Here is a 12,974-nt window from a genome sequence, read left to right as displayed (position 1 = left end):
CCGTCTGAAAGGAGAGTGAGCAGATTGGCCGAGGATTATGTGATCGAGATGCTCCACATTACCAAGGAATTCCCTGGGATCAAGGCAAACGATGATATTACCCTCCAACTGCGCAGAGGTGAGGTCCACGCGCTTCTGGGTGAGAACGGCGCCGGCAAGAGCACGCTGATGAGCGTGCTGTTCGGCCTGTACCAGCCGGAGCAGGGCAAGATCCTCAAAAACGGAAAGGAAGTCCAGATCCGCAACCCCAACGATGCCAATGCGCTGGGGATCGGCATGGTCCATCAGCACTTCAAGCTGGTGGAATGCTTCACCGTGCTGGACAATATCATCCTGGGTGTGGAGCCCAACAAACTGGGCTTTTTGCAGAAAGCGGAAGCCCGCAAAAAGGTCATGGCCCTCAGTGAGAAGTACGGCCTGCGGGTGGACCCGGACGCCCTGGTCAGCGATATCTCGGTGGGTATGCAGCAGCGTGTGGAGATCCTCAAGATGCTGTACCGCGACAACGAGATCCTGATCTTTGACGAGCCCACCGCCGTGCTGACCCCCCAGGAGATCGACGAGCTGATGGAGATCATGCGGGGCTTCAAGAAAGAGGGCAAGAGCATCCTGTTCATCACCCACAAGCTCAACGAGATCATGGCCGTCGCAGACCGCTGCACCGTCCTGCGCAAGGGCAAATACGTCGGCGTCACCGACATCGCCCACACCACCAAGGAAGAGCTCTCCCGCATGATGGTGGGCCGCGATGTCCAGCTGGAGATCGAGAAGGCCCCCGCCAAACCCGGCGAGGTGATCCTGGACGTGAAGGGCGTCACCATCCCCAGCTCCACCCACAAGAAGAACGCCGTCAAGGACGTGTCCTTCCAGGTGCGGGCGGGCGAGATCGTCTGCCTGGCCGGCATCGAAGGCAACGGCCAGACCGAGTTCGTCTATGGCCTGACCGGCCTGGAAAAGGTGAGCAGCGGCTCCATCTCTTTCTGCGGCAAGGACATCACCCACGCCTCCATCCGCGAGCGCTCCAAGGAGGGCATGAGCCACATCCCGGAGGACCGTCACAAGCATGGCCTGGTGCTGGACTACACCCTGGAGAACAACATGGTCCTGCAGCGGTACTGGCAGCCCGACTTCCAAAGCCACGGCTTCATCCGCAAGGACAAGGTCCGGGAATACTCGGACCGGCTGATCGAGCAGTACGACGTGCGCAGCGGCCAGGGCAGCTCCACCATCGTCCGCAGTATGTCGGGCGGCAACCAGCAGAAGGCCATCATCGCCCGTGAGATCGACCGCGACCCCAAGCTGCTGGTGGCTGTGCAGCCTACCCGCGGCCTGGACGTGGGCGCCATCGAGTATATCCACCGCCAGATCGTGGCCCAGCGGGATGCCGGCAAGGCCGTGCTGCTGGTCAGCCTGGAGCTGGACGAAGTGATGAACCTGTCCGACCGCATCCTGGTCATGTACGAGGGTGAGGTCGTGGGCGAATTCGATCCCAAGACCACCACCGTCCAGGAGCTGGGCCTCTATATGGCCGGCGCCCGCAAGCAAGGGAAAGGAGAATGATCGGCTTTATGGATTCCAAGAAAAAGATGCTTTCCCACAGCGGCAAGGGCCGGTCCGCCTTTGTCAGCGTGCTGGCGGCGCTGCTGTGCATCCTGATCGGCCTGGTGTGCGGCTACCTGGTGCTGCTGGCCATCAACGCCGAGCACGCCTGGGCCGACGGCTTCGTCCGCATTTTGAAGGGCGGCTTCTATGACGCCCCCTACGGCGTGGGCCGCACCCTGGCCAACGCCGCCCCCCTGGTGATGACCGGCCTTTCGGTGGCCTTTGCTTTCAAGACCGGCCTGTTCAACATCGGCGCCGCCGGGCAGTACACCCTGGGCGCCTACGGCGCGCTGTACTGCGCCATCGTGCTGCATCTGCCCTGGTATGTGGGCCTGGTGGCTTCCGCCATCCTGGGCGGGCTGTGGGGCGCCATCCCCGGCCTGTTCAAGGCCTACCTGAACATCAATGAGGTCATCACCTCCATCATGTTCAACTGGATCGGCCTGTACCTGGTCAACGAGATCATCTATGGCAACGGCACCGGCGTCATGTACGATTCCCGCAACACCCGCACCTGGAACCTGCGCCGCCTGGAAGGCGCCGAAGGCACCACCATCCCCGACTTCGGCCTGAACGATATGTTCCAGACCAACAGCACCACCATCGCCATCTTCCTGGCCATCGTGGTGGCCATCGTGATCTGGGTCGTCCTGGACAAGACCACCTTTGGCTACGAGCTGAAAGCGGTGGGCCTGAACAAGAACGCGGCCCGCTACGCCGGCATCAACGAGAAAAAGAACCTGGTCCTGTCCATGGTCATCGCAGGCGCCCTGGCCGGCTTCGGCGCCGGCCTGTACTACCTGTCCGGCGTGTCGGAGTGGAACCCCCTGAACTCCACCACCCTGCCGGCCATGGGTTTCAACGGCATCTCGGTGGCCCTGCTGGCCAGCTCCAACCCCATCGGCACCATCTTCTCGGCGCTGTTCATCTCCCACATCACGGTGGGCGGCTCGTTCCTGTCCACCCGGTACTACCCCACTGAGGTGGCCGACCTGATCAGCGGCATCATCATCTACCTGTGCGCCTTCTCGATGCTGTTCCGGGGCAGGATCGCCAAGCTGCTGGCCGGCGGCAAGCGCGCCGAAAAGGCCGCGGCCGAGAGCAAAAAGGAGGGCTAAGCTATGCTGTTACTGATCAAATACACCCTGCTTTATGGCATCGTCCTGATGCTGGTGGCCCTGGGCGGTATGTTCAGCGAGCACTCGGGCATCATCAACATCGCCCTGGAGGGCATCATGGTCATCGGCGGCGTGGCCGGCGTCCTGACCCTGACCCTGCTGCCGGCCAGCACTCCGGCCTGGATGATCGTGGTCATCTCGATTTTGGCCGCGGCCGTGGCGGGCATGGTCTATTCCCTGCTGCTGGCTTTTGCCTCCATCAACCTCAAGGCGGACCAGACCATCGGCGGCACCGCCCTGAACCTGCTGGCCACCGCCGTGGCGGTGGTGTTGTCCAAATACTTCAGCGAGAGCGGCAGCGCCAAGCTGAACTACTCCAACCGCCCCTTCCTGTTTTCCATCGGCGGGCTGGAGATGAGCGTCTTTGTGCCGCTGGGCATCGCCCTGCTGATCATCAGCTATATCGTCATGTACAAGACCCGCTTTGGCCTGCGGCTGCGCTCCTGCGGCGAGCATCCCCAGGCGGCCGACTCGGTGGGCATCAACGTGTACAAGATGCGCTACGCCGGCGTCCTGATCTCGGGGGCGCTGGGCGCCATCGGCGGCATGGCCTACATCGTGCCGCCGGTCCAGACCTGGAACTTTGAGGTGGGCGTGGCAGGCGCCGGCTTTTTGGCCCTGGCCGTCATGATCTTTGGTCAGTGGAAGCCCTTCCACATCTTTGGGGCGGCCATGTTCTTTGCCGTCTTCAAGAGCCTGGCCAACATCGCGGACTCCACCTTCCTGGCGAACCTGGGCTGGTCCAGCAACATCTACAACATGATGCCCTTTATCGCGTCCATGATCATTCTGGCTTTCACGTCCAAGAACAGCATGGCGCCCAAGGCCGAGGGCATCCCCTACGACAAGGGTTCCCGTTGATCGTACCCGACAGGCGGCGGCAGGCACACGGCTTGCCGCCGTTTTTGTTCCCAAGGAGGTCACCCATGCAGAAAGTCCTGATCATCGGCTGCCCGGGCGCCGGCAAAAGCACCTTTGCCCGCCGCCTGCGGGATATCACCGGCCTGCCCCTCTATTATCTGGACCGGCTGTGGCACCGCCCCGACCGCACCAACGTCACCCGGGAAGCTTTTGACGCCGCGCTGGCTGGCCTGCTGACCCGGCCGGCCTGGATCATCGACGGCAATTACAGCCGCACCCTGCCCGGCCGTCTGGAGGCCTGCGACACCGTCTTTCTCCTGGATTACCCGCTGGACGTCTGCCTGGCGGGGGCGGAGAACCGCCGCGGCTGCCTGCGCCCCGATATGCCCTGGGTGGAGGAGGAGCTGGACGCCGAGTTCCTGCAATACATCCTCGACTTCGGACAGACCCAGATGCCCGCCATCCGCGCCATGCTGGAGTCTTACCGGGGCCGCCGGCAGATCTTCACCTTTCACAGCCGGGCCGAGGCGGACGCCTGGCTCAACGCGCTAGCCGTGACCCTCCGGCCCTACCGTCCCGACGACTGCCCCGCGCTGGCGGCCCTCTTTTACCAGACGGTCCACACCGTCAACGCGGCCCATTACACCCCGGCGCAGCTGGACGCCTGGGCGCCCGCCGGCGGTCCGGACCTCGCTGCCTGGGACGAGAGCTTCCGGGCGCACCTGACCCTTATAGCCGAGCTGGACGGGAAGCTGGCCGGCTTTGGGGACATGGACACCGCCTGCGGCTACCTGGACCGGCTGTACGTCCATAAGGACTTCCAGGGCCGGGGCGTTGCCACCGCCCTTTGCGGCGCGCTGGAACAGGCGGCGGCCGGCCCGGTCACCACCCACGCCTCCGTGACGGCGCGGCCCTTCTTTGCAAGGCGGGGCTACCGGGTGCTGCGGGCACAGCAGGTGGAGCGCCGGGGGGTGCGCCTGGCCAACTATGCAATGGAAAAAAGCGCAGATTTGTGAAGTTTCTGCCAACTTTCGGGCCGGGGCCTTGCCTTTCGGCAAAAGTCATACTATACTGGAACCATCCAAACCTACCGCACAGACAGGAGTGAACCCATATGCGTATCTACGATCTCATCGCCAAAAAGCGGGACGGCGGCACCCACACCCGCGCCGAGCTGGAGACCCTCATCAACGGCTATGTATCGGGCCAGGTGCCTGATTACCAGATGGCCGCCTGGATGATGGCGGTCTATCTGCGGGGGATGACCGACCAGGAGACCGCCGTTTTGACCGACATCATGGCCCACAGCGGCGAGATGGTGGACCTGTCCCCCATCCAGGGCATCAAGGTGGACAAACATTCCACCGGCGGGGTGGGCGACAAGACCACCCTGGTCATTGCGCCCATCGCAGCCGCCTGCGGGGTCAAGATCGCCAAGATGAGCGGCCGCGGCCTGGGCCACACCGGCGGCACCATCGACAAGATGGAGAGCGTGCCCGGCACCCGCACCGCCCTCAGCCAGGAAGAATTTTTCGCACAGGTGAACCGCATCGGCATTTCGGTGATCGGCCAAAGTGAAAACATCGCGGTGGCGGACAAAAAGATGTACGCCCTGCGGGACGTCACCGCCACCGTCAGCTGCATCCCCCTCATCGCCTCCAGCATCATGTCCAAAAAGCTGGCCTCGGGCTCGGACGCCATTTTGCTGGACGTCACCACCGGCACCGGCGCCTTTATGAAAACGGTGGAGGAGAGCATCCAGCTGGCCCGGCTGATGGTGTCCATCGGGGCCCACCACGGCCGGCAGGTGGCCGCTATGATCACCGACATGGACACCCCCCTGGGCCACAACATCGGCAACAGCCTGGAAGTGATCGAGAGCATGGAGGTGCTGAAAGGCCGCGGCCCCGCCGACCTGACCGAGGTATGTTTGCAGCTGGCAAGCTATATGCTGGTGCTGGCGGGCAAGGGCAGTCCCAGCGCCTGCCGCGCCATGGCCCAGCAGGCCATCCGGGACGGCAGCGCCTTTGCCAAGTGCAGGGAGATGTTTGCCGCCCAGGGAGGCGACGTGCGGGTCCTGGAGGATTACAGCCTGTTCGCCCAGCCCGCCGCCCGCTATGAGCTTCTGGCCGACGCCGAGGGCTACATTGTGGAGAACGACGCCGAAAAGATCGGCACCGCCAGCGTTCTGCTGGGGGCCGGCCGGGAGAAGAAGGGCGACCCCATCGACTACGCCGCCGGCATCATCCTGCACAAAAAGCGCGGGGATTATGTGCGCAGGGGCGAGAGCCTGGCCACCTTCTGCGGCCAGGCCAGCCGCTTTGCCGCCGCCGAAGCCTGCTACCGGTCCGGACTGCGCATCGGTCCCGACCGGCCCGCGGAGCTGCCCCTGATCTACGCCATCGTCACCCAGGACGGCGTGCAGCGACTGTAAAAAGGCACAAAAACGCCCCCGCCTCATTGCAGAGGCGGGGGTATTGTTCTGAGGGTGGGTCACAGCCCAAAGAGCCGTGCGGCGTCCAGCAGCGACGGGGTCACGGTGGGAGAGTCAGCTGAATAGTTTGGTTTCCCTGTCATGCCGCTTTCTTTGATTTCATCCTTGAGCTTTTGAAGGTTATCATTTCCCCACGAGTTGGGGTAATGAATGGTGAGGTTATTTTTACTTGCATCGACGTTTCTAAATGCGCCCATATGATCGGAGTCTTCCTCTACAATGGTCGGAACAACATCGCCCGTAAAAATAGATCGGTCAGGCCGGTGCTCTGGAATGCGATGCCTCCAATTGTTTTCAAATTGGCGGGCAGGATAACGGTTTTCAGACTGGTGCAGAGGGAAAATGTCTGGGTTGCAATGGTGTTTATATTGGTATCCTCCAGGTTGATCGAGGTGAGGTTGTCGCAGTACCAAAATGCACTATCGGCAATCTCTGTCACGGTCCTGGGCAGGGTGACGGTTTGCAAGTTTCCACAGAGAAAAAACGCACTGTCGCCAATGGTGGTCAAACCTTCCGGCAGGGTGATGCTTTGCAAGTTATCACATGAGGAAAATGCAAAATCTTCAATGGCGTTTATTTCTGTGGCACTCAGGTCGATGCCGGTAATGTCACCCGTAATATAGCTGCCAATATTGATTGGTAATGTAGTGAGTGAATTGGGTGCGACCAGATTGTTCTGGTCATCAAGCGGCCATGTATCGGGGTCATCCTCATCGAGTCTACTCGTAAAAGCGGCAGATACTACAATGGTGGTGTTACTCGATGAGAACAGCGCGGCCACGCCATTGTTGGCGGCGGGGACGTTGTATTCAACGGTCATTTCTCTTTTCTGTTCGTTGGTACTTTCAGTCGTTTCACTGCCGACCGTAACGCTTGTGATTTCGTGGCTGCGCCCGGCTGTGACTGTGACGGACAATTTGTCACCTTCAATCACTTGAACTGCGGACACTTCGATTTTGCATCCAGTTTGGTCTTGGGCTGGCCCATTGACAGTGACGGTCTGCCAGGCTGCGAAAGTGATGTTTACATCACCAAGACTGGACAGTTCAGTAACATTCTCGAAAGAAAATGTGTAATTATTCCGGTCATCGATAGTGATAGCCCGACCACCGACTTCAATGGACTTTATGGCCATACCATCCGTAGGCGTGATCGAGCCGGAGACAGTGCCGTCCGATTTGATCGTTACTTCCAATGTACTGCCGTCATTTAAATTGAATGTCTGAGGCTGGCCGATGGTATTGATTTTGATATTTATATTGTTACCATTGATGTTTACCGTATGAACTGCCTCGCCCTGGCTGGAAGAAGGGGCGTCGTCGTGATTGGGCCTGCTGGCCTGGCTGGAGGAGCTGGAAGAAGAACTGCTGGAGGAGCTGTTGAGCCACTCCAAAAATTCCTCCCAGCTGCACCCGGTGAGAGCGCCGGCGGCCAGCGCCGCCGACAGGATAAGAGCGATGGGCCGTCTGATACGCATGACTTGACCTCCTTTGCACAAAAAAGTATACCCAAATAAACCTTCGATTTGCCACTTTATGCAATTTTAGTATACCGTAAATAAGGCTGTCAATCAAGCATTTTTCCGCAAAAGGGACGATTTGACCGCAAACCGGAAAGGTATAGATTTCCAAACACCGCGCATCGCCCCGCCTGTAAGCTTGCAGGCGGGGTTTATATATACATCGCCTGCTCCCGGGTACGCTCGTCGGCAGACAGGTCCGCCATGGCGGTGCGGGCGGCCGCGGCGCGCCACTGGGCGGGGGTCTGGCCCGTCTCCTTTTTGAACACCCGGCACAGGTAGTTGGCCCCCGAGAAGCCGCACAGGCTGGCCACCACATCCAAACTGTACTCCCGGTGGAGCAGCAGCTTCATGGCCGCCTCGATCCGCACGCTGGTCAAATAGCGCCCCGGGGGCACCCCCACTGCCGCCGTAAACACGCGGATCAGGTGGCTTTTGGACACCCCCAGACGCTCGCTCAGCTCCTCCACGCCATACAGGCCGGCGTAGTTGGCCCGGATATCCTCAATGGCCGCGGCGGCCAGGGGCGGCAGGGGCGGGGCGGCGCTGTCGGCGTTGGCCAGTTCGCACAGCAGGGCAAACACCATCTGACTGCGGGCCCGGCTGCCGTTGAACTCCCCGCCGGCCAGACGGTCCATCAGCTCGGCGGCGCCGGGGCAGCTCTCGCCCCGTGCAGGGAACGGCTGGATGGGCAGTCCCGCCAGCAGCTGGGCCGGGGCCGAACCGGTGAGCAGCAGGCACAGGATATGGCTCTCCCCCGCGGGGGTCAGCTGCAGGGGGCTGCGGCTGAGGATCAGCCCGCCGGCCTCCACTTCCTTGGGCGGCAGGGATGGCAGGGCGCCCGGGGCGTCCCCCAGCGCGGCGGTGCAGCTGCCGCTGGAAAGCAGGCACACCCACAGCCCCTCCCCCGTCAGCGTGAAGGGCTGGGCGGTCTGCTCGTCCCGCACCGACGCCAGTGCGGCGGTGGCCTCCCAATGATAAATCAATATCCGACACCTCTAATCAATAAAATGCTATTCCATAACACAAAAATATCTGCTATTATAGTACCAGCAAGTGAGGGACCCGTCAAGGGTCAGCAAAATCCCCGCACATACACCACACAACACATAGTAGGAGGCACACACATGGCTTCGATTAGCTGCCAGCACATTTACAAGATCTATCCGGGCGCTACCGCTCCGTCCGTTACCGACTTCAACCTGGAGATCAAGGACAAAGAGTTCATCATCTTCGTCGGCCCCTCCGGCTGCGGTAAGTCCACCACCCTGCGCATGATCGCCGGTCTGGAGGAGATCTCCAAGGGCGAGATGTACATCGGCGGCCGTCTGATCAACGACGTCCCCCCCAAAGATCGTGATATCGCCATGGTCTTCCAGAGCTACGCTCTGTACCCCCACATGACCGTTTACAAGAACATCGCTTTCGGCCTGGAGCTGCGCAAGACTCCCAAGGACGAGATCGACAAGCGCGTGCATGAGGCTGCCAAGATCCTGGAGATCGAGCACCTGCTGGACCGCAAGCCCAAGGCTCTGTCGGGCGGCCAGCGCCAGCGTGTTGCCCTGGGCCGCGCCATGGTCCGTAACCCGGCCGTCTTCCTGCTGGACGAGCCTCTGTCCAACCTGGACGCCAAGCTGCGTACCAGCATGCGCACTGAGATCATCAAGCTGCACAAGAAGCTGGCTACCACCTTCATCTACGTTACCCACGACCAGACCGAGGCCATGACCATGGGCGACCGCATCGTCGTCATGAAGGACGGCATCATCCAGCAGGTCGATACCCCGCAGAACCTGTACGATTATCCCTGCAATATGTTCGTTGCAGGCTTCATCGGCAGCCCCCAGATGAACTTCCTGGACGGCACCGTGGCCAAGAAGGGCGACCAGTACGCCATCGATCTGGGCGGCGACATGATCCCCCTGCCCAAGGAAAAGACCGCTGACGGCAAGCTGGACGCTTATGTCGGCAAGAAGGTCAAGATGGGCATCCGTCCCGAGGACATCGACGACGAGCCCGAGTTCATGGCAAAGCACCCCGACTGCCAGCTGGATGCTCAGGTCGAGGTTTCCGAAATGATGGGCGCCGAGATCTACCTGTACCTGGATTACAAGGGCAACAAGATGACCGCCCGCGTTTCTCCCACCTCCAAGGCTCGTCATGGCGATACCGTCCGCGTTGCCTTCGATCCCCACAAGGTCCATGTCTTCGACATCGACACCGAGCTGACTGTCCTCAACTAATGTGTTGACCTATGGGCCTGTCCGGCGTGCTGCGAGCTTGCCCCCCAATTTCTCTGGTACGCCGGGAGGGCTCACCGTCATAGATCCCCTCATCATAGAGACGTAAGCTTCTCCTAACACAGAGAGCCGCTGGTTATGCCAGCGGCTCTTTGTGGTTTGGACGCGCCCCCGGTCAGTGACCGGGGGTTAGCGTGTCGCAAAAGCGCCACGCTCCAGGGGGAACCCATTTCTGCGCGCAGCCGCGCGTCAGAAATTCCTTCCCCCTGGTATCCCCCTGGGGACAAAATTTAGCGCTGAACCGCGCACTCGGCCTTGCGGCCTCGCACACTCTCAGCACTAAATTTCCCTGTATGTGTCCCGTCCATCCGCACATGTCGGCTGGACGGGACTTTTTTGATGGGCCGGGGGCTTTTGCATTTTTATGCGAAGATGTGTGCTTTACAGGCCGGAAGCCCGGGCAGCGGCCTCCACTACATGGGCGGCCAGCACCGAAGTAGTCATGGCGCCCACGCCGCCCGGCACCGGAGTGATGGCAGCCACCACCGGCTCAGCCTCGTCAAAGCGGACGTCGCCGCAGAGTTTGCCGGCCTCGTCGGTGTGGATGCCCACATCCACCACCGCCTGCCCCGGGGCAAAGCAGCCGGAACCAATGGCCCCGCGCCGGCCCATGGCCACCACCAGCACATCGGCCTGACGGCACAGCTGCTCCAGACCCTGCGTGCGGGAATTGCAGATGGTCACGGTGGCGTTTTTGCGGTCCAGCAGCATGGCCGCGGGCTTGCCCACCACCAGACTGCGGCCCACCACCGTCACCCGCCTGCCCTCCAGCGAGATGCCGTAGTGTTCCAGGATCTCGACGCAGGCCTGTGCGGTGCAGGGCGGATACCCCACCCCGCTACCGGTGAACACCCCCGCCAGCGACGCGTCGGTGATGCCGTCCACGTCCTTTTCGGGGCCCAGGGCCGCACGGATGGCACCATCCTCCATCTGGGGCGGCAGAGGCCGGAACAGCAGGCAGCCATGGACTGCCGCGTCCCGGTTGATCCGGTCCAGCACGGCCAGCAGCTCCTCCTGAGTCGCATCGGCGGGCAGCGCATCGAGCTGCACCTGGATGCCCAGCTTTGAACAGCGGTTCATCACGCCCTTTTCATAGGAGAGGTCATCGGGGCGCTCCCCCACCCGCACCACGGCCAGGGTGGGCCGGACCCCGGCCGCCTCCAGCCGGGCGACACGGGCGGCGGTCTTTTCGTTCATGGCGGCAGCAGCCTGCGCGCCTTTCAGTAGCATTGCCATTTTCATTTCCCTCCCAGGCGGGCCCTGACCCGCTCATACACAGCGTTGGCGCGGGCCGGGTATTCCCGCAGCATCTCCTCCACCTGGGCGTCCAGGCGGGCGGCCTTGGCCCGGTCGGCCATCAGACGGGTATTGACGGTCACGTTCAGGCCGGCGGCCTGCAAGGCGGCCGCGCAGAACAGAGCCCCGCAGCCCGCGTCCGACAGCGCCAGCACGCTGCCCTTGGCCGCATACTCCTCCAGCAGGGCAATGGCCTGGCAGCAGCAGGCCATGATCTCCAGCGGGACGGCGGCCGCGGCGTCCAGGGCGCTCTCCATGACGGCGGCCCGGGCCGGGTCATCTTTGGGGATGGAATACGCCTTGGCCAGGGGTGCAAAAGCCACCGCGTCCGCCTCCACCAGGCTTTTCAGGCGGGCCCGCAGGGCGCTGGCCTTTTCGTTCAGGGCCAAAATATCCGGCTCCACCGCCGCATATTTGGCTTTGCCCAGGGTCAGGCAGCCCACCATATTGCCTAAGGCGATCCCGACGGCCCCTACCAGAGCCGACGCGCCCCCGCCCCCCGGCACCGCCGCCTTGGAGGCAAGCTCGTCCACAAACAGCCCACAGCTTTTCTGCATCATTTCCATAAATAGATCCCCCTTTCTGTGATCACACCATCCAGCCGCACGTCCAGCGGCCCGGCCGCGGCGGCGTCCACCTTCTGCGCCTCATAGGCGACGCCAAACCAGGCCGCGCCGGTACACTGCGGCAGATACCGGTCGTAATAGCCTTTGCCCATCCCCACGCGGCGGCAGTCCATGTCAAAGGCGGTGCAGGGCACCAGCACCAGGTCCAGGGCCTCGGGCGGCAGGATCCGGGCCCGGGCCTCCACCGGCGTCCGGATGCCATAGGCGCCCCGCGTCCAGCCGTCCACCGGGGCGGGACAGGCCGCCCGCATGGAGCATTCCTCCCCGCAGATGGGGTAGGCCACCTGCTTGCCGCAGCCCGCCAGCAGGGCGGACAGGTCCGGTTCCCCGCCAAAGGCAGCGTAGGCCAGCACCCGGCCCGCCTTCTGCCACTGGGGCAGGGCCGCCGCCCGGGCGCAGATGGCCGCATCGGCCGCCTGCCGGGCTTCGGGCGAGAGCGCCCGCCGCGCCGCGATGCCCTGCCGCCGCTGGGCGGCCTTGGCGCAGGCGAGGTTTTCTTCAGTCGTCAAAGTAGAACAGCTCCTCGAATTTTTTGTCCAGCGCAATGCAGAGGATGAGGGCCAGCTTGGCGGTGGGGTTGAACTGCCCCGTCTCGATCGAGCTGATGGTGTTGCGGGACACGCCCACCATCGCCGCCAGCTGTGCCTGGGACAGCCCCGCCGCCATGCGCGTCTCTTTCAGGCGGTTTTTGAGCACAAGCTCTGCCTTCATGGTAACCTCCTCACAACCCGACCAAAAACCGCACGGTAAAAGCCAGAAATCCCACCAGACAGCACAGGCCGCCCACCAGATTGGCCCGGGTCTTCAACCGCGCATACATCCACAGATGGACAAACGCGGCGTAACCGGTGGCGATGGCGGGCAGCTCCCAGGCGCCCACCTCAGCCAGGCCCAGCCGGTCGGCCTGGAACACCCTCGCCAGCCAGAAGAAGGCGCACAGCGCCACCACCGCCAGGGCGCTGCGGGTCATGATGCGGCCCTGGACCCGCTCCTCATATTCGCCGTTGCCCTCGCTGCGGGCTTTTTGCAGGATATCCTCTTTTTTCATGGTGCGCACCTCCCGGGGCTGACAAGTTTTGTTTACAGTTTCAGTATAGC

At 62.4% G+C, this 12,974-nt stretch carries 14 protein-coding genes; 6 read left to right on the top strand and 8 right to left on the bottom strand.

Features of this window, described 5'->3' with window-relative positions:
- The first annotated feature begins 48 nt into the window (after window positions 1-48).
- From B5G12_RS05175 to B5G12_RS05155, 5 genes are all read left to right on the top strand, one after another.
- The gene (locus B5G12_RS05175; RefSeq protein ID WP_087228473.1) at window positions 49-1,560 is read left to right on the top strand and encodes an ABC transporter ATP-binding protein; all 1,512 of its coding nucleotides are present in this window, start codon (window positions 49-51) and stop codon (window positions 1,558-1,560) included.
- Between the two features lie 8 nt (window positions 1,561-1,568).
- A complete protein-coding gene (locus B5G12_RS05170; RefSeq protein ID WP_087324206.1) occupies window positions 1,569-2,720 on the top strand; it encodes an ABC transporter permease in 1,152 nt (383 codons plus the stop codon).
- A 3-nt stretch (window positions 2,721-2,723) separates the two neighbouring features.
- On the top strand, window positions 2,724-3,641 hold the full coding sequence (locus B5G12_RS05165; RefSeq protein ID WP_087324145.1) for an ABC transporter permease: 918 nt from the start codon (window positions 2,724-2,726) through the stop codon (window positions 3,639-3,641).
- Between the two features lie 554 nt (window positions 3,642-4,195).
- Window positions 4,196-4,657 (top strand): GNAT family N-acetyltransferase, encoded by a 462-nt coding sequence (locus tag B5G12_RS05160; RefSeq protein WP_087324205.1) that lies wholly within the window; start codon window positions 4,196-4,198, stop codon window positions 4,655-4,657.
- A 98-nt stretch (window positions 4,658-4,755) separates the two neighbouring features.
- Window positions 4,756-6,075 carry a thymidine phosphorylase gene (locus tag B5G12_RS05155; RefSeq protein ID WP_087324144.1) on the top strand — a complete coding sequence of 440 codons (1,320 nt, stop codon included), beginning with the start codon at window positions 4,756-4,758 and terminating at the stop codon, window positions 6,073-6,075.
- Between the two features lie 59 nt (window positions 6,076-6,134).
- Here B5G12_RS05155 and B5G12_RS14315 read toward each other — a convergent pair whose 3' ends face one another.
- From B5G12_RS14315 to B5G12_RS05145, 3 genes are all read right to left on the bottom strand, one after another.
- Entirely contained in the window at window positions 6,135-6,332 is a 198-nt protein-coding gene (locus B5G12_RS14315) for a hypothetical protein (protein WP_144064097.1), read from the bottom strand.
- A gap of 17 nt (window positions 6,333-6,349) precedes the next feature.
- Complete coding sequence (locus B5G12_RS05150; RefSeq protein ID WP_087324143.1) at window positions 6,350-7,612, bottom strand: leucine-rich repeat domain-containing protein; 1,263 nt, start codon at window positions 7,610-7,612, stop codon at window positions 6,350-6,352.
- A gap of 194 nt (window positions 7,613-7,806) precedes the next feature.
- Window positions 7,807-8,640, bottom strand: coding sequence for an AraC family transcriptional regulator (locus tag B5G12_RS05145; protein WP_087324142.1), 834 nt, complete (start codon window positions 8,638-8,640; stop codon window positions 7,807-7,809).
- Window positions 8,641-8,781: 141 nt separating this feature from the next.
- Between B5G12_RS05145 and B5G12_RS05140 the strand changes: the two genes are divergently transcribed.
- On the top strand, window positions 8,782-9,897 hold the full coding sequence (locus tag B5G12_RS05140; RefSeq protein ID WP_087228399.1) for an ABC transporter ATP-binding protein: 1,116 nt from the start codon (window positions 8,782-8,784) through the stop codon (window positions 9,895-9,897).
- Window positions 9,898-10,335: 438 nt separating this feature from the next.
- Here B5G12_RS05140 and B5G12_RS05135 read toward each other — a convergent pair whose 3' ends face one another.
- The 5 genes from B5G12_RS05135 to B5G12_RS05115 are packed head-to-tail and all read right to left on the bottom strand — an operon-like array spanning window position 10,336 to window position 12,924.
- Window positions 10,336-11,190, bottom strand: coding sequence for a bifunctional 5,10-methylenetetrahydrofolate dehydrogenase/5,10-methenyltetrahydrofolate cyclohydrolase (locus B5G12_RS05135; protein WP_087324141.1), 855 nt, complete (start codon window positions 11,188-11,190; stop codon window positions 10,336-10,338).
- A 2-nt stretch (window positions 11,191-11,192) separates the two neighbouring features.
- The gene (locus tag B5G12_RS05130; protein WP_087324140.1) at window positions 11,193-11,816 is read right to left on the bottom strand and encodes a cyclodeaminase/cyclohydrolase family protein; all 624 of its coding nucleotides are present in this window, start codon (window positions 11,814-11,816) and stop codon (window positions 11,193-11,195) included.
- Entirely contained in the window at window positions 11,807-12,385 is a 579-nt protein-coding gene (locus tag B5G12_RS05125; protein ID WP_087324139.1) for a 5-formyltetrahydrofolate cyclo-ligase, read from the bottom strand. Before B5G12_RS05125 ends, B5G12_RS05130 begins: the two co-directional genes overlap by 10 nt.
- Window positions 12,375-12,587 carry a type II toxin-antitoxin system RelB family anti-toxin gene (relB, locus tag B5G12_RS05120; RefSeq protein ID WP_087324138.1) on the bottom strand — a complete coding sequence of 71 codons (213 nt, stop codon included), beginning with the start codon at window positions 12,585-12,587 and terminating at the stop codon, window positions 12,375-12,377. The genes B5G12_RS05125 and relB overlap by 11 nt, the downstream gene beginning before the upstream one ends.
- A gap of 10 nt (window positions 12,588-12,597) precedes the next feature.
- Window positions 12,598-12,924 carry a DUF6442 family protein gene (locus B5G12_RS05115; RefSeq protein ID WP_087228394.1) on the bottom strand — a complete coding sequence of 109 codons (327 nt, stop codon included), beginning with the start codon at window positions 12,922-12,924 and terminating at the stop codon, window positions 12,598-12,600.
- Between the last annotated feature and the right edge of the window lie 50 nt (window positions 12,925-12,974).

This window comes from Faecalibacterium sp. An58, from assembly GCF_002161515.1.
Taxonomy (GTDB): Bacteria; Bacillota; Clostridia; order Oscillospirales; family Ruminococcaceae; genus Faecalibacterium; species Faecalibacterium avium.
This window is presented reverse-complemented; position numbering and strand designations above follow the sequence as displayed.